The following is a 24,313-nucleotide window of genomic DNA, read 5'->3' as shown; positions in this document are numbered from 1 at the left end:
AACAGAGGTCTACTCAAATTGTCGAGACACATTTAAAAAATCAAGAGGAATCACAAAGCAAAATTGAACTATTTTTTGAAATTAATGATAAACAAGCCAATTTTTTCCTTATCTGTAATCGGATTAATTGGATTAGTAATTAGGCTGTATTATTTTCCGTTTGATTTACCAATTATTTATGATAGTATAGATTATTTTTCATATGCTGTAGTTGTGAGTCAACAAGGTCAATTACCTATTGGCTGGGACTTGACAAACAATGGATGGCCGGTTTTTCTCTCATTATTCTTTTCAGTATTCAACTCACAAAATTTCTTGGAATTTACATATTTACAACGTTTTTTAACAATTACAATTTCTGTTTTAACAATCATTCCTGTTTATCTTTTATGTAATAGATTTGTTGATAAAAAATTTGCGATTATAGGTGCTGCATTTTTTGCATTTGATCCTAGAATAATTACAAATTCATTATTAGGAATTGTTGAACCAAGCTATATTTTACTTGGAACACTTTCATTGTTTTTATTTTTAAGTAAACGCTTCACAATAATTTTATTATCATTTATTACATTGGCTTTATTTGCTATAATTCGTTATGAAGGATTTTTGATTTTAATTCCATTTTTGGCAATATTCTTTGCTAGATATAGAAAAGATGGTAAAATTATTCAAAAAATGTTTTTGTTAAGTGGAGTATTTTTCCTAACAATTTTTCCAATGACATATGCAATGTATGAAGCTACAGGAGATGATGGAATCATTAGTCCCATATTTAGTGGAGGAATTAATTATGTTTCAGCTCACATTATTGAAGGTATTCCAGATACTGATGATCCAATTTATGGAGAAAATTTAGAACAAAACAGATTTGTATTGTTTGTTAGTTTAGGAATAATTAACTTAGTAAAATTTTTGGGGTGGGTATTGATTCCAACATTTGTATTATTTGCTCCAATTGGGTTTTTTTTGTTGTTTCAAAATAGAGATTATAAAATGGTCACAATTATTGTATTTGGTTTAACAATGTTGATTCCAGCATTTTATTTGTATGGGAGGGGAATAGAAGAAACAAGATATCTATACATAATATTTCCAATCTTTTGTTTAATGTCTTCATTAACAATTAAAAAAGTTTGTGAGAAAATTAAAAAAGAAAATTTATTCATCATTATAATAATTTCGGGCATCTTATTATCATCATTGATCTTTCTGGATTACAAAAAAATAGATTATGAACATGAAAAAGAATCATATTTGATTGCAAAAGACATTGTTAGTATTGCAGGTGGGATAAATCATTATGTTCCAGAGAGTAAATACATTCATGTTGCAGATTTAGAAAATAATTGGCCTGAAATACCATTACCAAAAGAAACTAGTTATAACCAATCATTTGAAATAAAGAAAATTTCCCCAAACAGTTTTTCAACATTAGTTGAATATATAGAAAATTCCAAAGACGAAGGATTAACACATATAGTAACTGATGGAAAACAAAACAAATTAGAGTTTCTTAATGATGTTTTTTACAATGAAGTAGAATTTCCTTATCTGATTAAAGAATACGATTCTACAGAAAAAGGCTTTCAATATCACGTAAAAGCGTATAAAATTGATTATGAAAAATTTGCAAAATTTCAAATTAAAAATTAAATTTTAAAACGTCTTGTTAACTAATTTAGTTTTTCAGAAATTACAATACCAATTGCAAAGTTCTTTTCATGGCTAATGGAACCTAAAACTGTATATTTCTTATTTAAATCATTTAGAAGTTTTATCTTTAGTTTTGTATTTGAATGGTAAGTTTCAATATCAAGAAAAGATATAGGCTCAAGAATTGATTTTTTTAGAGATTCTTTAATAGCAAATTTTCCAGCAAAATGTTCTGCAGGTTTTTTGAATTTTAAACAGTATTGGATTTCAGATGGAAGGAATAGTTTCTTGTAAAAATTTGGTTTTTTTGAAAAAGATGTTTTTTCAAATCGTGTTATATCTATTATATCAATTCCTACACCAAAATTTTCAATCATATTATTTTGATCAAAATTTGAAAATCATTCTCTCACAATAACTTTTGCTATTCCATCGATTAAGCATTTTCCAGTTTTATTATGAATAGTTGTTTTCAGAGTAATTAATTTTAAGGCAGATTTTTTTTCAATAATCTCACCTTCTACAACTATTTCATCTCCTAAATAACAGGGATTTCTAAAATTCAATGATTGTGAAAAATATAATGAATTTTTTCCTGGTAAATACATTCCAACAAGTTGTGAAAAAAAAGAGGCTAAAAGCATTCCATGACAAACTCTTTTTCCAAAATTTGTGTTTGCAGCATATTCCTTATTCATATGTAGAGGGTTAAAATCTCCACTGATTGTTGCAAAGTCAGTTAATATTGATTCATTTATTTTTTGAGAAAAAGTTATTTTTTGACCTATAAAAAGATCTTCAAAATTATGTTCAGATGGAATTTCAGTCATATAAAATAATCCCATGATTCTTTAGATGTTTTTTGATATCGGAAACATTTTTTGTTTCCGTAACTTCATCAATTGTAAATTCAGTTTTAAATTCAGTCTCTAATTCATCCAACAAAATATAAGAATTAAAAGAATCCCAACTAGGAATTGTTTCTGGACTTGAATTGTCATTAATTTCATTGATGGGTATATCCATAACTTTTGCAATAATTCCATAAAGTTTTTCAGACATTATTTTTCTTCAACTGTAATAAAATCAGGTATTTGAAATGTTTCATTTAATAAAATTATCCAGGAATTATCCTGTTTTTTGAATCCACAATCAGGTAAGAAATTTTCAATAGGTTTATTCTTTTGTGTTGGAATAAAATTTGCCTTGATTTTTTCTACACCAGAATCTTTTGCTGTTTTAACAATATATCCAAGGATACTTTTTTCAATTTCACGTCCCATTACTCTACAACTCAAAAGAAAAGTGTCTAATATCCATTCTTTTGTCCCATTTTTTTGAACAATAAATGCACCAGCAATTCCATTATCTCCAAATTTATCTTCAACTTGAGCACATCCAATCAACATATTGTCATCCTGAGAAAATTTTTGGATATCTTCTAATGAATATCTTTTTGTAGTTAGATTAAACTGATTAGTTTTAAGAATCAATTGGGAAATTCTAGGAATAGTGAAATTATCAGCTTTTTTTATAGTTACTTTTAATTCCATATTTTTAAGAAAATCTTGAAGATTGGAAGATAATTTTTCAAAATCTTTTCTTTCTTTTTGTTGAGAATACATCAAACCTCTTTTAGAATCTTCATAAGTTATTTTTAAGACATTAAAATCATTCATTTCTTCTAAAATTTTTACATGTTTTGAAGGATCCGGGGTGAGATCAACAGTTAAAACTTGTGGAAGGCTGGATTTCATAAATTCTCTATTTATCGGATCATCATCAATAAAAACAAAATTTTCAAGGCCAAAATTTAGTTCTTCTGAAATTTCTTTCATATTTGATACTTTATCATTCCAATTAATTTTCATACATGCAAAATATTTTTTTCGAAGGATCATGTCTGGATGTTTTTCAATTACTTCAAGTGCATCATCTGGATTATTTTTACTATTTATGGCAAGTAGAATTCCACGATCATATAGTCCCAATAGATATTTTTGAAATTCGACAAAGGCATTTCCAGGAGGTCCAGATCCTAATTTAATTTCATCAAAACCATCTTCACCAACAATTCCACCCCATAATGTATTATCCAAATCTAAGACAATACATCTTTTAGCCAAACCCAAAGTTGCGATTACATATCCAATCAAATCATTTGTTAAATGAGGAATAAAGTCAAGAGAAATTTTGATATCTCCAAAAAGAAACTGTTTTGGATCAAAAACATTATTTTCACCATGTCTAGTTACAAAACCATTCATATCAAACAAGTATACAGGATCCAAATTTGAAATAAAATCTTGTAAATATTCATTTAATGTAGCAATCATTTTTTGAAAACCAAATTTTGATTTTGTCTCAAAAATTCCATAATTAGATTTTGTTGGAATAGGGAAATTAGAAATAATAAGTTTTGATTTTGATATACTCATAAATGTTTGAATTAAGTTTTTTATTTCCTCAAATTTTTTTTCGATAAATTCTTTTCGTTGTTTTGCATCAAGTGAATATGGAGAATACCACAAATCGCCTAAAAGACTTCTAGTATCTAAAATTAGAAATGCAATATCAGGGTTAAATTGATAAAGTTTACTTTCAGAATTTAAGATTTCTTGATTATATTGATTATAACCACCTAGATAAGTTACACAATTAATTTTTTTCTCAGCACATTTTACTTTAAAAATTTCTTCTATTCCATTTAGAGTAAAACTACTTAAAATTGCTATTCTAGTACTTTTTTCAAAATTATTTTCCAATGATTTACTTTTTGTTAAATAGTACGATAATTTCTTTTCATCCAATATATAATGATATTTCAATTTTTAGTATTTGTTGTTTATGATTGAGTTATCGGTAATTATAATCAGATAAGTTTAGATTTAAAATTAAGCTTGAATAGAATAAGCATATGGAAGATGAGAACCCTACTTCAGTTAACGAAAAGGAACTAATGGAATATTATGGATATAGTGGAACTTTTGGCAATTTTAGAATGAAGATGAAATTTCTTCGTTCGTGGATATTGCATTCCATTGCTTATTCATGTCCACATTCAGAAACCACAGCAAAAATCCAACGATTAAGAGGAGTCAAAATTGGAAAAAATTGTCATTTTTCTGCATATGTCCAATTAGATTTGATTTATCCCCATTTAGTGAGTATTGGAAATAATGTTACTTTTGGTTCAAATGTAATAGTTTTTGCACATACCAATCCAGCTGCTAATTTATTTTTAAAAAATGGTGAATTTCCTAGAAAAGTTGCAGAAGTAAAAATAAAATCAGGTGCAGTGTTATTTCCAGGTTCAATAGTTACAGCTGGCGTAACTATTGGAGAAAATAGCATAATTTCTGTTGGAAGTGTAGTAACAAAAGATGTACCAGATTATTGTGTTGTTGTAGGAAATCCAGGAAGAGTGATAAAGAAAATTGATCACTGAACATATGTTACAATTTAAGAGAATTATTTCATTAGATCTTCAACTATTTTTCTGTATTTATGAAAAACTGTATCTTCATAATTTTCAAAGACTTCAAAAAATAATGAATCTTCTTTAGCAATAAGTAAATGAGCAATGTTAGGTTGTACATTAATTATATTAGGTGAAGAGATTATTGAAACTTTTTCTAATCCTGTTTTGATATTTTCTGTATAATATTCAATTTTTCCTGAAATCAAAAAATGACTAGTTTCAGTTTGATGAAAATGTCCACCCCTTGCAAAACTCTTCTTGATTTCAATTAGATTAATGTTTTTTCTACCAAATTTTAGAAATAATATTCTTCCCCGTTTATCTTCAATTTGCTTTTCAAACTCTAAGTTCAACTCTATTTAATTATGATAGTTCTTAAAAAAATTATTTATCCCAATCAAATTTTCGTCCAATCATATTAAATAACTTAGCATTATGTATTTTATAAAAATCAACTAAAAATTCTCGTGTTTCACTTTTCATCTTTGGATATGAAGATACTTTATATTTTTCAAGATTTATTACAAGATTTTTTGGAATTTGTAAGAAATCATAGATGTCATCTAATGTTTTTTGAGGCTTAGATTCAAAATCTTCTGTAGAAGTAATGAATAGTTGTTCATGTTGGAATAATTTTAACCAAATTTTTAGCTGATCTGCATAAAATCCCTTAGCGATATATGATCTTGGATTAGTATATTTTTCAAGATTATTTTCTGAAGCAATTTCAGGATTTTTCAAACTAGTCAATTCAACTTGAATTGCATCTTCAAATGATAAATTTTCCGAACCCGCTCTAATACCTAGATAATAATTGGAATAAGCTCTATCTACAGGATTTCTAAAAAGAGTAATTAATTTCACGTTTGGGAGAATTTTTGAAATACGTTTTGCTGCTAGTGGATTCCAAATGTAAAAAGGTGTATCTTCTCCTGTGATTGCATATTTTTTTTATTTCTAATAACCCATTTTGAAAATTGTGTAGGAAACATTGAGCGATACTAGTTCAAACCCAAATGAAAATTATTATCGAAAAATCCTATTTCATCATATGATGCAGGAAGAACACATGGATGTTGACAAATATTATAGTATAAGGAAGTAGTTCCACTTCTAGCTGTTCCAATTATTATAAAATCAGGCAAGGATCTGATTGGGCCAATTAGTGCATAGATATTTCTTTGATAAAATTCATAATATAATTTTTGAAACATCTTATGAATAATTTTATTATTTATCAGATATTTCATAATTTATCACACATTATGATTTGACTAATCTGTTTATCAAGTTTACAGTCATAAAAATAGAGTATAACAACTCATAATTATTCAAGTATGACAAATCAATTTTAATTATTTTGTATGATTAGTAGACAGATTTACATTTAATAGATTTTTTACTAATTTAAGAAATAAAAATGAAAAAGATTAGAGTTGCATTCATTTATCATGAAAATAATGTATATCTTTCTGGAAAACACTATGATAATACATACTATAATTTTTTTATGAAAGCCCTTAGACAAAATAAAGAGATTGAAATAAAAGATTTTCCAACAAAAGAAATTTTTGATGCATCAGCTTTAAAAAATAAATTTGATATAATACTCCTTTGGGAAAATAACGATTATGGAATGCCTTCAGAGATTAAAGGTATTCAAGAATTAGACATGCCTGTCATTGCTAAAGGGGCAGATCCGGCAGGAGCAAAAAAATCCATAAAATTTCACAAAAAATGGAAGATTGATTATTATTTTCATTTTCACCATAAAGATTTTTTTCATGAACAATACCCATCAAATTTTAAGTATAAAACAATAATTTTTGGTCTTGAATCAAGTCTATATGAAAATATAATACCTTATGACAAAAGAATATCAAACAAAATTCTTAATTCAGGAAATGTTGGAAACATGAAAATTACTTCAAGAATAATTAACAAAATACGAAATCCAAAATGGAATGCTTTAGGGTGTTATAAGCTTAGAACCTTATGCAATAAACTTCCATATGTTGATTACACACATACACTCCAACACGAATATGTTGGTGATAAATATCCATTGTTATTACAAAAATATTGTTCTGCTATTGCCGCATGTACATATAATCCTCTAATAAAATATTGGGAAATTCCAGCTGCTGGATGTCTTACTTTTATGGAAATTACAAAGAAAAATAGAGGAGAATTTTTAGGATATGAAGATGAGAAGACGGTTATTTCTATCGATAAGGACAACTATATTGAAAAATTTGAAAAATATTTATCAGATCCTCAAAATAACAAATGGAAAAAAATTGCAGGCGCAGGAAGAGAATATACATTAAAAAAATTTACTAATAAAAAAGCTGTCGAATCATTATTAGATCTTATGAAGGCATTATTATGATATTTTGACAAAATAAAATGGAAATTAATAAATAAGTTTGAAAGTAATGAATTGTAAGAAAAATTTTGGAAAGTATGATTTTACTATCAGAAATTTTATCTTATATTTCTAAAAAAAAATATTCAATTATTAATCAAAAAGAGATTAAAATTAGAGGATATGCGCCTATATCTTCAGCAAAAAAAAATGAATTCTCATTTTGCACATATTTAGGAAAAAAAGGATTAGAAGAAATAAAAAAATCAAATGCTTCCGTCATTCTATGTCATTCTAGTTTAAAAAATAACATTAAAACAAAAAAATCTACTTTAATTTTTGTTGAAAACCCCCGAATATGGTTTATTCGTTGTATCAAAAAATTTTTTCAGTTAAATAATGAATTAAAAGGAATACACACGACTGCGAATGTAAGAACAAAATTAATCGGAAAAGATGTACATATTGGAGCATATTGTTATATTGGGAGTGAGGTATCTATTGGAAATAATACTATTATACATTCACATGTTTCAATTTCTGGAAAAACGTGTATTGGAAATAATGTTACAATAAAACCATTTGCTACTATTGGTTATGATGGATTTGGATTTGAAGAAAATGAAAAAGGGATATGGGAAGAATTTCCACATATAGGAAGTGTCGTCATTGAAGATAATGTCAGAATAGGATCACACACTTGTATTGACAGAGCAATCATGGAGGAAACAAAAATTGGAAATGGAACAAAAATTGATAATTTAGTACATATTGGACACAATGCCAAAATTGGAAAAAATTGTTACATAGTTGCAGAGTCTGTTGTTGGAGGTAGTTGTATAATTGAAGATAATGTTTTTTTATCAATTGGGACAAGAATAAGAAATCAAAAAACAGTTGGGAGAAATTCTTTAATTGGTTTAGGTTCAGTAGTTACTAAAGATATACCAAAAAATTCAGTATCCTTTGGATTACCAGCAAAAGTTATTTCATCTAGAAAAAAATATGATCGTACAGGTAGTCCAGAAAAAATTAAAAATAATAAATAAATTTAATATATTTTTTAATTTCAGTTCATTTAATCTAATTAAATTAAAAAATCAATCAATGAATTGATATACAAACATATAATTTTTTAATGAAATTTGTATGTGAAGATTAAAAGAATTAAATTTTTGACCTTCCAACATAACAAAGAATAAAACAAGTAATTTCCTTGTAGATACTATTAATAAAGTCCATTATAGGTATTAATTTAATGAATATTCTTGTTATTGGAGCACATCCAGATGATGAGGTGTTAGGTGCAGGTGGAACTATTGCAAAGCATATTAGAAATGGGGACAATGTTTTCATAGTTTTATTTTCTGTTGGTCATAAACCAATTCAACCGAAATTAAAAGAACAAGCTTATAGAGCGCTTAATGTTTTTAATATTAAAAAAGAGAATTTATTTTGGTTAGGTTGTAAATCAGGTCAATTTGATTTAGAATCAAAGTTAAAAGTTAATTCTAAATTAGCAGAGATTATTGTAAAAATTAAACCTACAATTGTTTATACTCATTTTTATGGAGATGCACATCAAGATCATAGATTTGTTTTTGATTCTACAATGGTTGCTTGCAGACCACATCAAATAAGAGGAATAAAAACAAAAAACAGTTGGGAAGGGGTAGAAAAAATTTTGTGTTATGAAGTTCCATCATCTACAAATTGGTCAGGAAGATTAAATGAGAATTTCAATCCGACAGAATTCAATGTAATTACAGAACAAGATCTAAAACTGAAAATTAATGCATACAATTGTTATAAAGATGAAGTTAGATCTGGAAATCATCCTAGATCCATAGAATCCTTGAAAACAGTTGCTAAATATAGAGGAAATTCAATAGGTGAAAAATTATGTGAAACGTTTGTCATAATAAGGAATATCATACATGAATATTAAAAATAAATCAATTTTGGTAACAGGTGGTGCTGGATGTGTTGGTAGTAACATAGTTAAAAAATTAGATGAACGTGAAGCAAAAATTACTGTTATTGATAATCTTTCAGCATATCCATTTGATTATTTGCATGAATATGGTGTAGGAAATATGGAAAGTGTGCGATTTGTTAAAGGAGATATTAACAACAATGAACTAATTTCAGAATTAATCAAAAATAATGATGTTGTTATACATGCTGCAGCATTAGCAGATGTAGGTGCATGTGTTAGAAATCCACATGATGAATTTCAAACGAATGTTAAAGCAACACAAAATATTCTAGAGATTTGTAAAAAAGAAGAGATTCAAAAATTTATTTTTGTATCATCGGCCTCAGTTTATGGTGAGCCCAAAGGACAGATCTTTAAAGAGAGTGATGCATGTTTCCCAGTTTCTAATTATGGACTTTCAAAATATTGGGGAGAACAACAAACTAGATTATACAATGAACTTTATGATTTGCCAACAACCTCAATTAGATTTTTTAGCGTTTATGGATCTCCACAAACTCCCAAATTAGGAAGTCATAGTTGGGCAATTGCCATATTTTCCATGTTAGCAAAAAAAAGAAAACCAATTACAGTTTTTGGAGATGGAAATCAAATTCGTGATTTTACACATGTTGCAGATATTGCAGAATCAGTAGTTCGTTCTATAGATAAAGATTCAACAAATGGTAAATTTTTTAATTCAGGAACAGGAAAACCAACAACGGTTAATGAAATTGTGAAGTATGTTTTTGAAAATATTGAAGAAGTTCCAATTCACTACAAACCACATCCCAAAGGTGATCCATTAGGCGGATATGCAGACGTTACATTAATGAAAAAATATCTTAATTGGGAACCTAAAATTTCATTGAATCAAGGAATAAAAGAATATTTTGAATGGTTAGCAAATCATGAAAATATAGTTCCAGATTGGATTTAAAAAACATATTAATTTTTTAATTTAAATTTTAAAATTTCTAAAAATTACTGAATTTTATTATTTTTATTTTTTAAAATTTTACTATAAATTAATTTTTGTGCCTTCACCAAGTAAGAAAACTTTTTCTTCATTATTAGATTCAATTTTTGAGATTTTAGAATTGGATGAAATAATACTGTTTTTTATTTTTATATTACAATCAATTATACAGTCAGACATTATAATTGAATTTTTTACAGTGCAATATGATAAGTGTGTGTTATCACCAACACTAGTGTTTGGACCTATATACGAATTATCAGAAACAATACAATTTTTTCCAATTATAACTGGGCCAATTATTTTAGAACCATTTTTAATTATTGTACCTTCTCCAATTACAACATTTCCTTCAATTACAACTGTATCATCATTAGTTCCAAAAGAACAAGATTTCATATTTTCAAGAATTATTTTATTGGCTTGAAGGATATCTTCTGGTGTTCCAGTATCTTTCCAAAAATCAGTTATCATATAATAACGAATTTTTTTATTAATATCTAACAACATTTGAAGTGCATCGACAATTTCAAATTCATTTCTCCATGAAGGTTCAAGATTATCAATAAGATCAAAAATTATAGGAGTTAAAAAATAAATTCCAGTAACAGCTAAGTTAGTTTTAGGATTTTTAGGTTTTTCAATTAATTTGATAATTTTTTCATTTTTTATTTCTGCAATTCCAAACTGAGAGGGATTATCAACTTCACATAATAGAATAGATGCTGCATCATTTGAATTTACAAAATCGTTCACATATTCGTTAATATCTTTTTGAATAATATTATCACCTAAAAAAACAACAAATTTTTCTTTTCCAACAAAATCTTTACAGAGTCTTACTGCATGAGCAATTCCTTTTGGAAAATCTTGTGTGATATAGGATAATTTTACGCCAAAATCTTTACCGTCACCATAATATTCTTGTACTTTGTTTGAACCAATTCCGCCAATTATTACTGCAATATCAGTAATTCCAGCATTTCTTAAAGATTCTAAACAATATTCGGACATTGGTTTATTAGCAATAGGAAGAAGTTGTTTTGGGCCAGTATGAGTTAAAGGACGTAATCTAGTTCCATGTCCTCCATGTAAAATAATTCCTTTCATTTCATTAAATCGGTTTTATCTATAATTAAATTCATCTTAGTTGTTTTGTAATTCAACTCTAATTATTCCAGTTTAATGTCCAAGGTTGAGGATGAAGTGTTTTTTCATCAACTAGCGGTTCCCACCACAGTTTGTTTTTAATATACCAATTTACAGTTTCATGTAAAGCATCATCAAAGTCATATTTTGGATTCCAATTAATTTCATTTTTAATTTTTGATGAATCAATAGAGTAATGCTTGTCATGTCCAGGTCTATCTGGTACAAATTCAATCAAATCAGAAGATTTATCCATAAATTGAAGGGTTTTTTCTACAATATTTTTATTAGAAATTTCATTCCATGCAGTAATGTTGTAAATTTCACCAATTCTTCCTTTACTAATTAAAGAGTCAACAGCATCAACATGATCATAAACATAAATCCAACTTCTGATTTGATTTCCATCGCCATAAAGGGGAACTTTAAGATTTTTCAATGCACGGATAATTGTTTTTGGGATAAGTTTTTCTGGGAACTGATTTGGGCCAAAATTATTAGTGCATCTTGTAATAATACAATCTATTCCATAAGTTCTTCTATATGCACCTACAAGTAAATCAGCTGCAGCTTTAGTTGCAGAATATGGATTACTGGGTTTTAGAATATCATCTTCGTTAAAAGACGTTTTATTTTCCAAATCTCCATATATTTCATCAGTGGAGATATGGACAAATAATTTATTATATTTTCTTGAAGATTCTAGAAGTGAATATGTACCTAGAATATTTGTTTCAATAAACGGTTTTGGGTTTGCAATACTTCTATCTACATGTGTTTCAGCAGCAAAATTTATTATTACATCAACATCTTTGGAAAGTTTTTCAATTTCTGTAACATTTTGCATATTCTCTTTAATGAAGGAATAATTTTGATTGTGGATTTCAGATAAATTAAGTTTGTTTGAACCTATTGTGAGATTATCTATATTGACAATAGTATCTTGTGGAAATTTTTTCAGGTGATTTTTGATAAACGTACTTCCAATGAAACCATAACCACCGCATACAAGAAATTTCATTACTAACTCACATTATTCCAATCATATGGTCTTTTTGTTCTAGGATCAATAATAGATGGATCATTCCAAAGAATTCTTTCTTCATCAGGATTTTCATAAACGTATAAATTATTTATAAAATAAATCGTGTAAGAGGGTTGATTTCCAATAGTTTTCGTTCCATGCCAAAAATTTCCTGGAACTTTAATAATTTGTAAGTTATCTTCACCTGCAATAATTTCTACCAATTTTCCAAAAGTTTTTGATTCTTTATTGTTATCATAAACACAGATCTTCATAGAACCTTTTAAAACAGTAAAAAAATCTACTTGATTTCTTTTATGCCTATGCCAAGCTCGAATGATTCCAGGATTACTTTTTGAGATGTTAATTTGATTGGGTTTGTCTTGTCCAAAAAACCCATTCCAATCATTTCTAAAGATTTCAGTAACAAAACCACGTTCATCATTATTTATTTTAGGAAATAAAACTTGTACCCCGAGATCATAATTCTTTATTTGTAAATCCATATAATATCAACTAAATTATATGTTAATATTGTTTAGTATTAGTTAATGAATTTTTTTAAAGTGTATTTGATTGAAACGATTTTCTAAAAAGCTCAAGATGTAATTTAAAAAGTTTTTATCAGATCCAAATTTGATTTGTAATTAATGAATAAAAAAAGAATGTTAGTAGTAGGTGGAAGTAGTTTATTAGGCTATAAATTATTAGAAAATGGTAGTTGTTTTGAACTTTATTCTACTTATAACAAAAATTTGATTGTCTCTAAAAATACAGAAATTATAAAAATAAACATTGTAGATGAAAAAGATTGTCAAAAAATTCTTGAATTAAAACCAGATATTATTGTAAATGCTGCTGCCATGACAAACGTCGATTATTGTGAGCAATTCAGAGAAGAGGCATATGAGGTTAATGTAATAGGTACAAAAAATCTTGCAAAAATTGCACAACAATTAGGATCTAAATTTATTCATATTTCTACTGATGCAGTTTTTTCAGGAGAGAAGAATCAGTATGTAGAAGATGATGAACCCAATCCTGTGAATATTTATGGAAAAACAAAGTTAGAAAGCGAAAAAATAGCTTCTGAAGTTTCAAATTATTTGATATTACGACCCAGTGTTTTATTTGGTTGGATGCCTTCAAAATATCTTCAAGTAAGAGATAATTCAGTAAAGACAAGGAATTTTGCTTTATGGATTTTAAAAAAATTAAATGAAAAGCAGAAATTGTCAATTGTAGATGATCAGTTTAGTACACCTACTTTAGCAGACAATTTAGCAGAAAATATCATAGAGCTGATAAAAAAAGACATGCAGGGGGTTTTTCATACATCGGGTCTTTCTTGTATTAATAGATTAGATTTTTCTAAAAAAATAGCAAAAACATTTGGATATTTAGATAATTTTATTGTACCTTGTTCATCTAAAGAGTTAAAGCAAATTGCCATACGACCACTACAATCATGTTTAAACTGTGAAAAAATAGTGAAAAAGGGAATAAAGCTTTTGGAAATAGAACAGGCAATAGAGATTATGCATAATCAGATAAAAAAAGAAGAACCAGAACTTATAGGTGAAACATCAGAAAAAAAATAGAAAAATTGACATAATATGACTAAAATCGATGTAAAAAAAGGATTAGTTTCAATCATTATTCTTAACTACAATGGTGAAAAGTTTTTAGAAAATTGTTTAGAATCAATTTTTAAAGAAACCAAGCAAGATTATGAGATCATAGTAGTAGATAATGATTCACCAGATAAAAGTGGTGAAAAATTCTCGAAAAAATATCATGAATGTAATTTCATACTAAATAAGGAAAATGTGGGAGTTTCAGAGGGATTAAACATTGGAATAAGAAATGCCAATGGAGAATTTATTGTATTATTAAATAATGATTTGATTGTTGCTCCAAAATGGTTAGATTATTTATTTGAAGCATATATGAATAAAGGGGAGGGTCTATATCAACCAAAATTTTTGAAAATGAAAGATAGAAGCATCATAGATAGTGCGGGAAATTTGATAAATATTTTTGGCTTTGGTTTCTCTAGAGAAAAGGGGAAAAAAGACCTCTTACAATATAATATAATTGAAGAGATTGGATTTGCCGCTGGAACTTGTTTATTTTGTCCAAAAGAAATTTTTGATAAAGTTGGTTTATTTGATGAAAAATTATTTGCATATAATGAAGATTTAGATCTAGGATGGCGTGCCAGATTATTAAATTATAGATCATATTATGTTCCAGAATCCATTGTATATCATTATGGAAGTGCACAATGGAAATGGAGTGGTGAAAAGTTTTATTTATTGGAAAGAAATAGATGGGTTGTACTTTTATCTAACTACGAAACAAAAACAATATTAAAATTATTACCCTCTTTATTGATTATTGAAATTGGATTAATTGTATTTTTTACCAAAAAAAAAATGCTTGTAAAAAAACTGAGAAGTTATTTAGGAATAATTAGACTAAGTAATCATATTAGAAAAAGACGAAAAACTATAAGAAAAATAAAAAAGGTTCAGGACGAACAAATTTTTGAATCGTTTTGTTGTACAATTGAAACGCCATTAGAAGTCTCTGAAACTGAGAATATTGAAAAATTTAATAAATTATTAAAGATTCTATGCAAGATTGCAGGATTTTATAAAATTTCAAAAGACATGTAGTAATCAATATATTCAATCATACAAACCTGTTCACTGTTATAATGAAATTTTATAAAAAAAATAAGTGTAGAATTTGTTCTAGTCAAAATTTAGAATTAATATTAGATCTAGGCGAGCAACCTTTAGCAAATGCGTTTATAAAAAAAGAAGATTTAGAAAAAGTTGAAAATAAATTTCCACTACGATTATTTTTATGTAAAAATTGTTTTCTTTTACAGCTGTTAGATATTGTTGATAAAGAATTTTTGTTTAAACAATATCTTTATTTGACTAGTGCAAGCAAACCCATAGTAACTCATTTTAAAAAATATGCGTGTGATATATATCATGAATTTTTGATGAAAAAAGATAATCCACTGGTTATTGAAATTGGAAGTAATGATGGTTCATTGCTCCAAGAATTTAAAAAATTAGGAACTAATGTTTTGGGTATAGAACCAGCAAAAAACATTGCAAAAATTGCAAATGATTTAGGAATTCCAACTGAAAATGCTTTTTTGACATACAAGATCGCAAAAAAAATTTCTATAGATAATAAAGCAATAGTAATTGTTGCTAACAATGTTTTTGGACATATTGATGATTTACAGGAATTAATGAAATGTGTAAAACTTCTATTAAAGGATGAAGGAATTTTTGTATTTGAAGTACCATATCTTTTAGATTTAATTCAAAAATTAGAATTTGATACCGTTTATCATGAACATTTATCATATTTTTCGTTGGGATCATTAAAAAAATTAATGACCGATAATGAGTTTGAGATATTCAATGTTAAAAAACAAAAAGTACATGGTGGAACCATAAGAGTTTTTGCTGCTAAAAAAAATAATTTCAAACCAAGAAAATATGTAGAAGAATTGATAGATTATGAAGAAAAATTTGGGATTAATAAATTGGAAACATACAAAAAATTTTCTGATGATGTATCGAGATTAAAAAAATCACTTATTAAAGAATTAAAAAAACTAAAGAAAGAGAAAAAGATTATTTTTGGATATGGTGCTCCTGCAAAGGGAAATGTTTTATTAAATTATTGTAATATAGGTACAAAATTTTTAGATCATATCGTAGATACTACTCCCTTAAAACAAGGATTGTATACTCCTGGAATGCACATACCAGTAAAACCAGTTAAAATTTTAGTAGAAAAAGGTTCACAGCAGGTTGCATTTCTTTTAGCATGGAATTATGAAAAAGAAATTCTTGAAAAAGAAAATCAATTTAGAAAAAATGGAGGGAGATTTTTAGTACCCATTCCATTTCCTCGATTAGTTTAGGATAAAAATTTTAAATTAAAAAATTCAGAAATTTAAAAAAATAAGATATATTTAAATAATTATCACAAATCAAAACGATAAGGTATTTTGACTTCTAAAATAATTTTGATTGGTGACAATTCAGATTTTGATGTTTTACCGTCAAAAATTATTGAGGATAAAAAAGTAAAAAAATTTTCGTTTGATCTGGATATTCATGAAACCTTAGAATACAAAAACATTGAACATGAAAAAGCAGATGAAATACTAAATCAAGAGGAAAGATTACAAATTTTAGATAAAATGATTGAATTTCGAAATTGGCATTCAAAAATCAAATCAGATGATTATAAAATTGAAGGTGTTAATTTACTTAAAATATTAGATTCACATGAATTTGGATCATTTTTAATGCCCAACTTAGTTAATTTGACAATAATTAAACGAGTTATTGAAAAAGAACAACCAGAAAAAATCATCACTACAAACGTATTATCAAAAATAGTTGAATCAATTATCGAAAATAGTAATATTAAGATAGAAATTTTTCAAAATAATTCAAATAAAAAATTATTTTGGGATAGAATTACTGTCAAGTACAATATAGGTAAAATTCCCTTTACGTTTAACATTTCTAGAGGAACTTATCTTAAAATTAAAAAAATTTTAGAATCAACCATGGGGTGGTTTTATGGTTTTTGGTTTGATCTTAATGATTCCAAAAAAAAGAGCGTTATTTTTTTAGAATTTAATCCACAATTATTTTCAAAACTCTTTGAAAATATGATGAAATTTGACGGGAATGTTATTTTGATTAATCAAAGAAGGTCTGCAATATGGAGTAGAGATTCACTTAATACAATAAGGAAAACTAATTGTAAAATACTTAAAATTGATAAATATTTAGAGAAAAAAGATAAAGAAAAAATTGCCTTATTAACAGAAAAATATTTGGAAAAAATAAATAAATTATTTGAAAATTCTGAAATTTTTAATAATATTTTCATGATTGAAGAAATTAGTTTTTGGGATGTAGTTAAAGAAGTATTACAACAAACATACTCAGAAAGATTATCTTACTATATTACTATGATTTTTAGTATTAAAAAAATTTTTGAAAAATGTGATGTCAAATGTATTGTATCGTTGAATGAGGTAGGTGAAACAGAAAAAAGTTTTCTTGAATATAATAAAAAAAGGATTCCAACAATTTTACTGGAACATGGTTTTATTGAAAGAATTAAAAAAACAAAGAGGTACGATGAATTATCAGATTATGTCAATTTCAAAGATAAAATTGCAGTGTGGGGAGAAATGAAAAAAGAATTTTTGATAAATGAGTATGGTATTGATGCAAAAAAAATAATTGTTACAGGAAGTCCAAGACATGATAATTATTTTTTATCTAGACAAAAAAATAGAAATAATGAAGAAATTACATTACTTTTAGCACCAAATCCTATAAGTGATGTCAATGGCTTATCTTGTACAGATCTTAAATTTAGATTTAGAAAAATTATTAGAAATATTTTTTCAATTATGGAAAAATTTGACAATGTGAAAATTATTGTTAAATTACATCCAGTTCAATTAAAACATAATGAAGAAATCAAATTATTAATAAGAGAATTAGACAGTACAATTCCTATCTACTTATGGACATCGGTGATCAACACTGTTAATCAAGCAGATATTGTAATGGTAATATCACCTGAAATTAACGGAACATCAACAATGCTTCTAGAATCAATGATTTTAGGCAAGCCCACTATGAATGTATATTTTGATGAAAAAGTTCCTGAATTTAATCACATCAAAAGTGATGCAGTATTTACTGTCTTAGATAATTGTAATTTAGAAAACGATATAAAGAAAATTTTATTTGATAAAAAATTTCAAAATGATTTAATACGAAATGCAGATGATTTTGTAATAAAATTCATGAAGAATAGAGGTAATGCTTCTGAAGAATTTGCATCAATTCTAGAATCATTTTAAATATTTGTTTAAAGCAAGGTTTTTAGAAAAGTCAATTACAAATTAATCGTGTTTGATGGTAAAAAAATTCTAATAACTGGAGGTACAGGTTCATTAGGCATAGCACTTACACATAGACTTTTGGAAAAAAAGGTGGATACAATTAGGATTTTTAGCAGAAATGAAGAAAATCAAATTAAAATGGAGAATAAATTTAACGATAAACGTCTTAGATTTTTTCTAGGAGATGTTAATGATTTTGAGCGTCTGAAAAGAGCATTGGAAGATGTAGATATTGTTTTTCATACTGCAGCACTAAAGCATGTTCCAAAGATAGAATACAATCCTTTTGAAGCTATAAAAACTAATGTCATAGGTTCACAGAATGTAATTAATGCTTGTTTACATGAAAATGTAGAAAAGGCTGTAGTAATCAGTACAGATAAAGCTGTTTCTCCATTAAACACATATGGAGCTACAAAATTATTAACAGAGAAATTATTTGTAACAGCAAATAATTATGTAGATCCAGAAAAACATGTTACTAGGTTTATTTCTGTTAGATATGGAAATGTTTTTGGAAGTAGTGGTTCAGTAATACCATTATTTATTGAACAAATTAAGAAAAGGAGAAAAATCACAATTACAGATCCTAAAATGACTAGATTCAGTATTACAATGGATGAAGCGTTAGACTTCATTCTAAATGCGACAAACTCTGGCAAAGGTTCAGAGATTTTTGTGCCAAAAATGCGTGCATATAACATCATGGATTTAAAAGATGCATTAAGTGATTTGTTTGAAAATGTTAATGAAGAAATTATAGGAATTAGACCTGGAGAAAAATTACATGAAATTTTAATAAGTGAAGATGAAATTCGTTATAGTTGGGAATATGATAATATGTATTTCATAACAAATCCATTATATCCACTCTTTCATATAGATAATATCAAAGAGGCATATCAAGGAATAAGAAAAATAGAAAATGTTAAAGATTATTCATCAGATAAAGTAGAAAAAATATCAAAAGAAGAATTAAAAGTAATGATTAAAAAATTAGTTCAATAAGATTATAAATACAATTATTTGTATAAGAATTTTTAAATTATTCAAAATTAGTTTATTTTTCTAATTCATATGTATGTTGTATTAAGTGAAATTTTTGATTTTTAAAAAATTGAATTGATTTTTTATTTTTAGGATTTACATTTGCTAAATATCTGAAGCGAGGATGTTTTTTCATTAATAAGTTAATTGCAAGTGAAGCAATTCCTTTACCATGAAGATCTTTTTTAATAAAAATCCCAATTTCGTTATCTTTTGTAAGATAAATTGAACCCACAGCATTTTTGAAGGTTTCAATAATATACCATTTTGAATATGGTTTAGACATAACAAATTTGACATGTTGTGCAAAACTAGGCATTTTTTTATGAGAAATATTAGCTCTTGGATCTCTTTCTTTTAACAAATCATAAAGAAATATACAATCTGATTTTTTGACTGATCTTAATTTAACAAAAATTTCATCATTTTTCATTGGAATGAATTTAATCAAAACAATAAAACAGTTAAATTTTTCTTTTTGTATGATAAATTATTGAAAACCATAATTGTGGCTGAAATAGGATCAAACTGGGAAGGAAGTGTATCAAAAGCTGGAAAAATTATTCATGAATGTAAAAAAGCTGGAGCAGATATAGTAAAATTCCAAATGTGGCATGCAAAAGATCTGTATTCAGAAAATCATCCAGATTGGAAAGAAATTAAAAAATCTGAATTAACATTTGAAAAAGCTGAAAAAATTAAAAAAATTGCTGATGAAGCAAACATTGAGTTTATGTGTAGTGCTTTTTATCCAGAAGGAGTAAAATTTTTAGAAACATTAAATGTGAAAAGATACAAAGTTGCATCTAGAACTTGCCTTTTTAAAGATCCTTCTTCACTTGAAACACTAGAATCTAAAGCTAAAAGTAAAAAATCAATTATCATTAGTATGGGAATGGGAGGCAATATTAAAAAAATTAAGAAGATTTTTTCGAAAAATAAAACAACTTTTTGTTACTGTATATCCGATTATCCGTTAAAATTTAATAAAATTGATTGGAAGAAAGCTGTTTCTTTTGATGGATTTTCTGATCATACTTTAGGAAATACTGCAGCCATTCTTTTTACAATCTTAAAAAAACAAAGACAAACTAAGCATATTTTAATTGAAAAACATGTTAAACTGGAAAATTCTAAAGGTCCAGACGCTTCAACATCTATCGATACAAAACAACTGTCAGAATTAGTATCACATATTAGAATTTTAGAAAAAGCTAATTTCTAAAATTATGAGAATTTATTTACGCTGTTAATAATTTTTTCAATTTCATCATCTGACAAGTTTGGATGAATAGGAATTGATACTATTTCGTTTGCAATTTTTTCTGTTATTGGAAGTGTGTTGTTTTTTGCGTACATTGAAAAAGTATGAATGGGCTTATAATGAATTCCTGTTTCTATTCCAACATTACTCATTTTTTTCCTGAATTGATTTCTTTTTTTTACTCGTATCCAGAAAATGTGGTAAGAGGAATTTTCATCATACATCATTTTATGTTCTAGATTAATTTTTTTGTTATATAATTTTGCAATTTTTTTCCTAACATTATTTAGATTATCTAATTTTTTTAATTGTTCGATTCCTATAGCTGCAGAAAACTCATTCATATAATAGTTCCAACCTACATTTTTTACATCATAAGTAATTCCTTTCCTATTACTAATTCCACACCAACGTTTTTCTTTTAAAATGGTACTAATTTTTTTATAATTTTTTGTATTAATAGAAATTAAGCCACCAGTCGGCATTGCTAAATTTTTTACAGGGTGAAAACTAAAACAAACTAAATCTCCATGACGTCCAATTTTTTTATTTTGATAAGATGAACCAGAAGCATGTGCTGCATCTTCAATCAAATAAAGATTATTTTCTTTACAAATTTTTTTTATTTCATATAAATTGGCGGGTAATCCTGCAAAATGAACTGGGAGAATTATCTTAGTTTTTTTGGAAATTAGTTTTTTTATTTGAATAGGATCTATGCAAAGAGTTTGTGAATCAATATCTGCAAAAATAGGAATTCCTCCATTTAGAATTACAGCATGAGCTGTAGATACAAATGATAATGAGGGTAAAATGACTTCTTTATTTTTTATATCAAACATAGATAATGCAAGATTTAGTGCAGCCGTTCCGCTATTTACTGCAATACTATTTTTAGAGCCAACATATTTTGAGAATTTTTCTTCAAATTTTCCTACATAACCAGTACCCGCACCTGATGCCCAAAAATGACTATCTAATACCTGATTAATGGCATTTTTTTCAGAACCATCCAAGAAAGGATCAAATAGTTTTATTTTTGACATTAAGAATTATCCTCATTATGAGATTTAAAATATTGTTGATCTTTTTTTAAAGATGTGATATAACCATCATGTTTAACATTTTCATTGATTTTAAAGATGTTGGGTTTAGTTTGATACAGTTCAATTATATGTTTCAGTAAAATTGGTTTTGTGTTAATATTTTTTATAATTTCTTTTATAAGTTTAAGATCTTCTCTTCTATCAACAGTATATCTTATCTTTGAGAGATCCTCATAGTTTTCTACATTTACTAAATAGAATTTGTTTTGTGGATCTCTAATAAATGGTGTAACATGTTCCCGTTCTGAAGGCTTTTTGGCATTGAACCATGTTTTTTCAATAACTTCAAAAGAAAAAACTTCAACTTCTGTACCATATGGAAATGTTCTATGTAATGTATTTGTTGCAAAATCACATTTTTTATCACAATATTCATCTATGACTAAATCAATAATATTTGGATCAATTAATGGATTATCTGCAGTAATTCTTACAATAGTATCTATCGAAAATTTTTTTGCACACTGAAAATATCTATCAACTACATCGTTTGAGTTTCCTCTAAAAATATTTATGTTCAAATTTTTGGCAAAAATTTCAATAACGTCATCTTCTTTGAGATCGGTAGTTGCAATAACAATTGTCTCTATTAATTTACTGTATGAAAGTTGATTTATTACAAAATCCAAAACTGTATTTTTTTTGTCTAGTTTCATCAAAGTTTTTCCGGGAAGTCTACTAGAGCCAATTCGTGCCTGAATAATACATCCAATCATAATAACAACAACAAGACTAATGGTTAAGAATGTTTTAAGATATTTTTATAAAGGAAATTAATTAAATATGAATTTTTACATATTAAGTTATAATAAAAATTGAATAGTAAATTTAATTTTTAAATTTCAAGAGATATACCCAAGCTTCTTTAATTCTTCTTGAATTTTTTTCCTTTTATCTTCATCTATTTGTTTTTGATCACTTTGCATGTAAGAATTATTTTTTAATTTTTGCAAAATACTTTCCATGTCTTCAACAGTTTTGGGATTTTCATTTGCAATGTTATTTTCTTCTAATGCATCAGTTTGAAGATCATAAAGATGTTGATTAACAGTAGAAGAATCACCACTCCTGAAATACTTGTATTTGGAAGTTCGTATTCCTATTACATTAGTTTTTGATGATGAATCAATATCACTTTCAATATATACTGGTCTTTCTTCTATTGTTTTGTCATTAATAAGTGGGAGAAGACTTTGTCCATGAATTTTTCCATTATTTTTTGGCATATTTACAATTTCAGCAATAGTTGGAAAGATATCAATACTGCTAACTAATTGTTCAATAATTTTGTTAGGAATTTTAAAACCTGAAATGATTAATGGAACATGACACATTTCTTCATAAACTTTAGGAATGGATCCTATAGCATTTTGCATTACACGCTTTTCATATGGAGTCAAATCAAGTTCAACAATTTTTTCTATTTCGGGTTGAATTTTTTTTTGAATTGTTTGATCTCTTTTTTCTCTATATTTATCAGACAATTTTTTCCTAAAAGGAATTAAAGATTTGGGTACTTTCATAGATATTTTATGTAGGGTTCCAGATTCTACTTTTCGGTTTTCTATATTGTATTGAGCAAATTTCTCCATTTCTGGTGTCCAAGAAGCTGAATCAGCACCATGATCGGCAGTTAAAATAATTAATGTTTTTTCTAAATCAATTTTTTCCAAAATTTTTCCCAGCCACACATCCATGGCAGAAACCATTCTATCATATCTGTTAATTCCAAATTTTTTATCAGAAAACTCTTCAGGTGGATCACTTAGAAATGATGTTTCAGTTCCATGTAAATCCATTAAATGTAAATAGTATAACCATGGTTCTTGTAGATTTTTTGAGTTTAGACTATCAAGTATTTGTTCACCAACACCATTGTATAAATTTTCAAAAGAATCATAAGTTTCAATTTCTCTTTGAAAGATTTTTTCCAATCCAACAAATGTGAATATTTTTGGTAAAGTTGCATAAGCATTATAACCAAAATCAATTAAATTTTCAATATAGGTTATTTTTTTAGGATCAATTTTAAAATAATTATTTTCTCGAATAACACTCTCAAATGGATATAAACCAGTGAAGATACTACCAAATGATAAAACGGTTGAAGAAGAAGCAGAAATTGTTTGGGAAAAATAAGTTCCTTGTTTGATCAAATTATCTATATTTGGTGTTATTGATGTTTTATTTTTACCAAAACATTTTTTGGCTGAAAATGAGTCAATTACGATAAATAGAATATTGGGTTTCAAGTAATATTTTAGCGTCAAAAGTTTAATTA

Annotated in this window: 25 protein-coding genes; 12 read left to right on the top strand and 13 right to left on the bottom strand. The window is 26.7% G+C overall.

The window, feature by feature from the left end:
* Nucleotides 1–75 precede the first annotated feature (75 nt).
* Nucleotides 76–1,656 (top strand): hypothetical protein, encoded by a 1,581-nt coding sequence (locus C5F50_RS00815; RefSeq protein WP_179371848.1) that lies wholly within the window; start codon nucleotides 76–78, stop codon nucleotides 1,654–1,656.
* A gap of 20 nt (nucleotides 1,657–1,676) precedes the next feature.
* Here C5F50_RS00815 and C5F50_RS00810 read toward each other — a convergent pair whose 3' ends face one another.
* Genes C5F50_RS00810 through C5F50_RS00795 form a run of 4 tightly spaced genes read right to left on the bottom strand, consistent with a single transcriptional unit; the run spans nucleotide 1,677 to nucleotide 4,421 of the window.
* Nucleotides 1,677–2,033 (bottom strand): holo-ACP synthase, encoded by a 357-nt coding sequence (locus C5F50_RS00810; protein WP_179371847.1) that lies wholly within the window; start codon nucleotides 2,031–2,033, stop codon nucleotides 1,677–1,679.
* A 24-nt stretch (nucleotides 2,034–2,057) separates the two neighbouring features.
* Nucleotides 2,058–2,486: a MaoC family dehydratase gene (locus C5F50_RS00805; RefSeq protein WP_179371846.1), complete on the bottom strand. Its 429-nt coding sequence runs from the start codon at nucleotides 2,484–2,486 to the stop codon at nucleotides 2,058–2,060.
* The gene (locus C5F50_RS00800; RefSeq protein WP_179371845.1) at nucleotides 2,479–2,718 is read right to left on the bottom strand and encodes an acyl carrier protein; all 240 of its coding nucleotides are present in this window, start codon (nucleotides 2,716–2,718) and stop codon (nucleotides 2,479–2,481) included. Before C5F50_RS00800 ends, C5F50_RS00805 begins: the two co-directional genes overlap by 8 nt.
* Complete coding sequence (locus C5F50_RS00795; RefSeq protein ID WP_246282084.1) at nucleotides 2,718–4,421, bottom strand: HAD-IIIC family phosphatase; 1,704 nt, start codon at nucleotides 4,419–4,421, stop codon at nucleotides 2,718–2,720. Before C5F50_RS00795 ends, C5F50_RS00800 begins: the two co-directional genes overlap by 1 nt.
* A 152-nt stretch (nucleotides 4,422–4,573) precedes the next feature.
* Between C5F50_RS00795 and C5F50_RS00790 the strand changes: the two genes are divergently transcribed.
* Nucleotides 4,574–5,104, top strand: a complete 531-nt coding sequence (locus C5F50_RS00790; RefSeq protein ID WP_179371844.1) for an acyltransferase — start codon at nucleotides 4,574–4,576, stop codon at nucleotides 5,102–5,104.
* A 23-nt stretch (nucleotides 5,105–5,127) separates the two neighbouring features.
* Here C5F50_RS00790 and C5F50_RS00785 read toward each other — a convergent pair whose 3' ends face one another.
* Nucleotides 5,128–5,490 (bottom strand): hypothetical protein, encoded by a 363-nt coding sequence (locus C5F50_RS00785; RefSeq protein WP_179371843.1) that lies wholly within the window; start codon nucleotides 5,488–5,490, stop codon nucleotides 5,128–5,130.
* Between the two features lie 31 nt (nucleotides 5,491–5,521).
* On the bottom strand, nucleotides 5,522–6,049 hold the full coding sequence (locus C5F50_RS00780; RefSeq protein ID WP_280924479.1) for a sulfotransferase domain-containing protein: 528 nt from the start codon (nucleotides 6,047–6,049) through the stop codon (nucleotides 5,522–5,524).
* 508 nt (nucleotides 6,050–6,557) lie between these two features.
* Here C5F50_RS00780 and C5F50_RS00775 point away from each other — a divergent pair.
* The 4 genes from C5F50_RS00775 (at nucleotide 6,558) to C5F50_RS00760 (ending at nucleotide 10,423) form a co-directional block, all read left to right on the top strand.
* Nucleotides 6,558–7,529 (top strand): glycosyltransferase, encoded by a 972-nt coding sequence (locus C5F50_RS00775; protein WP_179371841.1) that lies wholly within the window; start codon nucleotides 6,558–6,560, stop codon nucleotides 7,527–7,529.
* A gap of 74 nt (nucleotides 7,530–7,603) precedes the next feature.
* Nucleotides 7,604–8,554: an LpxD N-terminal domain-containing protein gene (locus tag C5F50_RS13135; RefSeq protein WP_179371840.1), complete on the top strand. Its 951-nt coding sequence runs from the start codon at nucleotides 7,604–7,606 to the stop codon at nucleotides 8,552–8,554.
* A gap of 209 nt (nucleotides 8,555–8,763) precedes the next feature.
* Nucleotides 8,764–9,453, top strand: coding sequence for a PIG-L deacetylase family protein (locus C5F50_RS00765; RefSeq protein ID WP_179371839.1), 690 nt, complete (start codon nucleotides 8,764–8,766; stop codon nucleotides 9,451–9,453).
* Complete coding sequence (locus C5F50_RS00760; RefSeq protein ID WP_179371838.1) at nucleotides 9,443–10,423, top strand: NAD-dependent epimerase/dehydratase family protein; 981 nt, start codon at nucleotides 9,443–9,445, stop codon at nucleotides 10,421–10,423. The genes C5F50_RS00765 and C5F50_RS00760 overlap by 11 nt, the downstream gene beginning before the upstream one ends.
* 81 nt (nucleotides 10,424–10,504) lie before the next feature.
* On the opposite strand, the gene C5F50_RS00755 is transcribed toward C5F50_RS00760, so the two are convergent.
* The 3 genes from C5F50_RS00755 to C5F50_RS00745 are packed head-to-tail and all read right to left on the bottom strand — an operon-like array spanning nucleotide 10,505 to nucleotide 13,141.
* Nucleotides 10,505–11,572: a glucose-1-phosphate thymidylyltransferase gene (locus tag C5F50_RS00755; RefSeq protein ID WP_179371837.1), complete on the bottom strand. Its 1,068-nt coding sequence runs from the start codon at nucleotides 11,570–11,572 to the stop codon at nucleotides 10,505–10,507.
* 58 nt (nucleotides 11,573–11,630) lie between these two features.
* Entirely contained in the window at nucleotides 11,631–12,632 is a 1,002-nt protein-coding gene (rfbB, locus tag C5F50_RS00750; protein WP_179371836.1) for a dTDP-glucose 4,6-dehydratase, read from the bottom strand.
* 2 nt (nucleotides 12,633–12,634) lie between these two features.
* Nucleotides 12,635–13,141 carry a dTDP-4-dehydrorhamnose 3,5-epimerase family protein gene (locus tag C5F50_RS00745; protein ID WP_179371835.1) on the bottom strand — a complete coding sequence of 169 codons (507 nt, stop codon included), beginning with the start codon at nucleotides 13,139–13,141 and terminating at the stop codon, nucleotides 12,635–12,637.
* A 144-nt stretch (nucleotides 13,142–13,285) separates the two neighbouring features.
* Between C5F50_RS00745 and C5F50_RS00740 the strand changes: the two genes are divergently transcribed.
* From C5F50_RS00740 to C5F50_RS00720, 5 genes are all read left to right on the top strand, one after another.
* The gene (locus C5F50_RS00740) at nucleotides 13,286–14,236 is read left to right on the top strand and encodes an SDR family oxidoreductase (RefSeq protein ID WP_179371834.1); all 951 of its coding nucleotides are present in this window, start codon (nucleotides 13,286–13,288) and stop codon (nucleotides 14,234–14,236) included.
* 15 nt (nucleotides 14,237–14,251) lie between these two features.
* A complete protein-coding gene (locus C5F50_RS00735) occupies nucleotides 14,252–15,316 on the top strand; it encodes a glycosyltransferase family 2 protein (RefSeq protein ID WP_179371833.1) in 1,065 nt (354 codons plus the stop codon).
* 41 nt (nucleotides 15,317–15,357) lie between these two features.
* The gene (locus C5F50_RS00730) at nucleotides 15,358–16,596 is read left to right on the top strand and encodes a class I SAM-dependent methyltransferase (protein WP_179371832.1); all 1,239 of its coding nucleotides are present in this window, start codon (nucleotides 15,358–15,360) and stop codon (nucleotides 16,594–16,596) included.
* A gap of 87 nt (nucleotides 16,597–16,683) precedes the next feature.
* A complete protein-coding gene (locus C5F50_RS00725; protein ID WP_179371831.1) occupies nucleotides 16,684–18,573 on the top strand; it encodes a glycosyltransferase family protein in 1,890 nt (629 codons plus the stop codon).
* A gap of 48 nt (nucleotides 18,574–18,621) precedes the next feature.
* Nucleotides 18,622–19,623 carry an SDR family NAD(P)-dependent oxidoreductase gene (locus C5F50_RS00720; RefSeq protein ID WP_179371830.1) on the top strand — a complete coding sequence of 334 codons (1,002 nt, stop codon included), beginning with the start codon at nucleotides 18,622–18,624 and terminating at the stop codon, nucleotides 19,621–19,623.
* Nucleotides 19,624–19,675: 52 nt separating this feature from the next.
* On the opposite strand, the gene C5F50_RS00715 is transcribed toward C5F50_RS00720, so the two are convergent.
* Entirely contained in the window at nucleotides 19,676–20,095 is a 420-nt protein-coding gene (locus C5F50_RS00715; RefSeq protein ID WP_179371829.1) for a GNAT family N-acetyltransferase, read from the bottom strand.
* A 60-nt stretch (nucleotides 20,096–20,155) separates the two neighbouring features.
* On the opposite strand from C5F50_RS00715, the gene C5F50_RS00710 reads away from it, so the two are divergent.
* Complete coding sequence (locus C5F50_RS00710; RefSeq protein WP_179371828.1) at nucleotides 20,156–20,887, top strand: N-acetylneuraminate synthase family protein; 732 nt, start codon at nucleotides 20,156–20,158, stop codon at nucleotides 20,885–20,887.
* Between the two features lie 2 nt (nucleotides 20,888–20,889).
* Here C5F50_RS00710 and C5F50_RS00705 read toward each other — a convergent pair whose 3' ends face one another.
* The 3 genes from C5F50_RS00705 to C5F50_RS00695 all read right to left on the bottom strand — a co-directional run bounded on the left by C5F50_RS00705 (nucleotide 20,890) and on the right by C5F50_RS00695 (nucleotide 24,284).
* Nucleotides 20,890–21,972, bottom strand: a complete 1,083-nt coding sequence (locus C5F50_RS00705; protein ID WP_179371827.1) for a DegT/DnrJ/EryC1/StrS family aminotransferase — start codon at nucleotides 21,970–21,972, stop codon at nucleotides 20,890–20,892.
* Nucleotides 21,972–22,748, bottom strand: coding sequence for a cytidylyltransferase domain-containing protein (locus C5F50_RS00700; RefSeq protein ID WP_179371826.1), 777 nt, complete (start codon nucleotides 22,746–22,748; stop codon nucleotides 21,972–21,974). The genes C5F50_RS00705 and C5F50_RS00700 overlap by 1 nt, the downstream gene beginning before the upstream one ends.
* Nucleotides 22,749–22,874: 126 nt before the next feature.
* Nucleotides 22,875–24,284, bottom strand: a complete 1,410-nt coding sequence (locus C5F50_RS00695) for a sulfatase family protein (protein ID WP_179371825.1) — start codon at nucleotides 24,282–24,284, stop codon at nucleotides 22,875–22,877.
* Nucleotides 24,285–24,313 lie beyond the last annotated feature (29 nt).

This window comes from Nitrosopumilus ureiphilus, assembly GCF_013407185.1.
In the GTDB taxonomy this organism is placed as follows: Archaea; Thermoproteota; Nitrososphaeria; order Nitrososphaerales; family Nitrosopumilaceae; genus Nitrosopumilus; species Nitrosopumilus ureiphilus.
The sequence above is the reverse complement of the archived record's forward strand: the minus strand, read 5'-3'. Positions and strand labels throughout refer to the sequence as shown.

Bases quoted from the DNA above. Each gene is read 5' to 3' on its own strand.
- C5F50_RS00700 (WP_179371826.1), bottom strand. From the start codon at position 22,748: ATGATTGGATGTATTATTCAGGCACGAATTGGCTCTAGTAGACTTCCC.
- C5F50_RS00775 (WP_179371841.1), top strand. From the start codon at position 6,558: ATGAAAAAGATTAGAGTTGCATTCATTTATCATGAAAATAATGTATAT.
- C5F50_RS00755 (WP_179371837.1), bottom strand. From the start codon at position 11,572: ATGAAAGGAATTATTTTACATGGAGGACATGGAACTAGATTACGTCCT.
- C5F50_RS00760 (WP_179371838.1), top strand. From the start codon at position 9,443: ATGAATATTAAAAATAAATCAATTTTGGTAACAGGTGGTGCTGGATGT.
- C5F50_RS13135 (WP_179371840.1), top strand. From the start codon at position 7,604: ATGATTTTACTATCAGAAATTTTATCTTATATTTCTAAAAAAAAATAT.
- C5F50_RS00705 (WP_179371827.1), bottom strand. From the start codon at position 21,972: ATGTCAAAAATAAAACTATTTGATCCTTTCTTGGATGGTTCTGAAAAA.
- C5F50_RS00745 (WP_179371835.1), bottom strand. From the start codon at position 13,141: ATGGATTTACAAATAAAGAATTATGATCTCGGGGTACAAGTTTTATTT.
- C5F50_RS00800 (WP_179371845.1), bottom strand. From the start codon at position 2,718: ATGTCTGAAAAACTTTATGGAATTATTGCAAAAGTTATGGATATACCC.
- C5F50_RS00765 (WP_179371839.1), top strand. From the start codon at position 8,764: ATGAATATTCTTGTTATTGGAGCACATCCAGATGATGAGGTGTTAGGT.
- C5F50_RS00810 (WP_179371847.1), bottom strand. From the start codon at position 2,033: ATGATTGAAAATTTTGGTGTAGGAATTGATATAATAGATATAACACGA.
- C5F50_RS00730 (WP_179371832.1), top strand. From the start codon at position 15,358: ATGAAATTTTATAAAAAAAATAAGTGTAGAATTTGTTCTAGTCAAAAT.
- rfbB (WP_179371836.1), bottom strand. From the start codon at position 12,632: ATGAAATTTCTTGTATGCGGTGGTTATGGTTTCATTGGAAGTACGTTT.
- C5F50_RS00715 (WP_179371829.1), bottom strand. From the start codon at position 20,095: ATGAAAAATGATGAAATTTTTGTTAAATTAAGATCAGTCAAAAAATCA.
- C5F50_RS00805 (WP_179371846.1), bottom strand. From the start codon at position 2,486: ATGACTGAAATTCCATCTGAACATAATTTTGAAGATCTTTTTATAGGT.
- C5F50_RS00790 (WP_179371844.1), top strand. From the start codon at position 4,574: ATGGAAGATGAGAACCCTACTTCAGTTAACGAAAAGGAACTAATGGAA.
- C5F50_RS00740 (WP_179371834.1), top strand. From the start codon at position 13,286: ATGAATAAAAAAAGAATGTTAGTAGTAGGTGGAAGTAGTTTATTAGGC.
- C5F50_RS00735 (WP_179371833.1), top strand. From the start codon at position 14,252: ATGACTAAAATCGATGTAAAAAAAGGATTAGTTTCAATCATTATTCTT.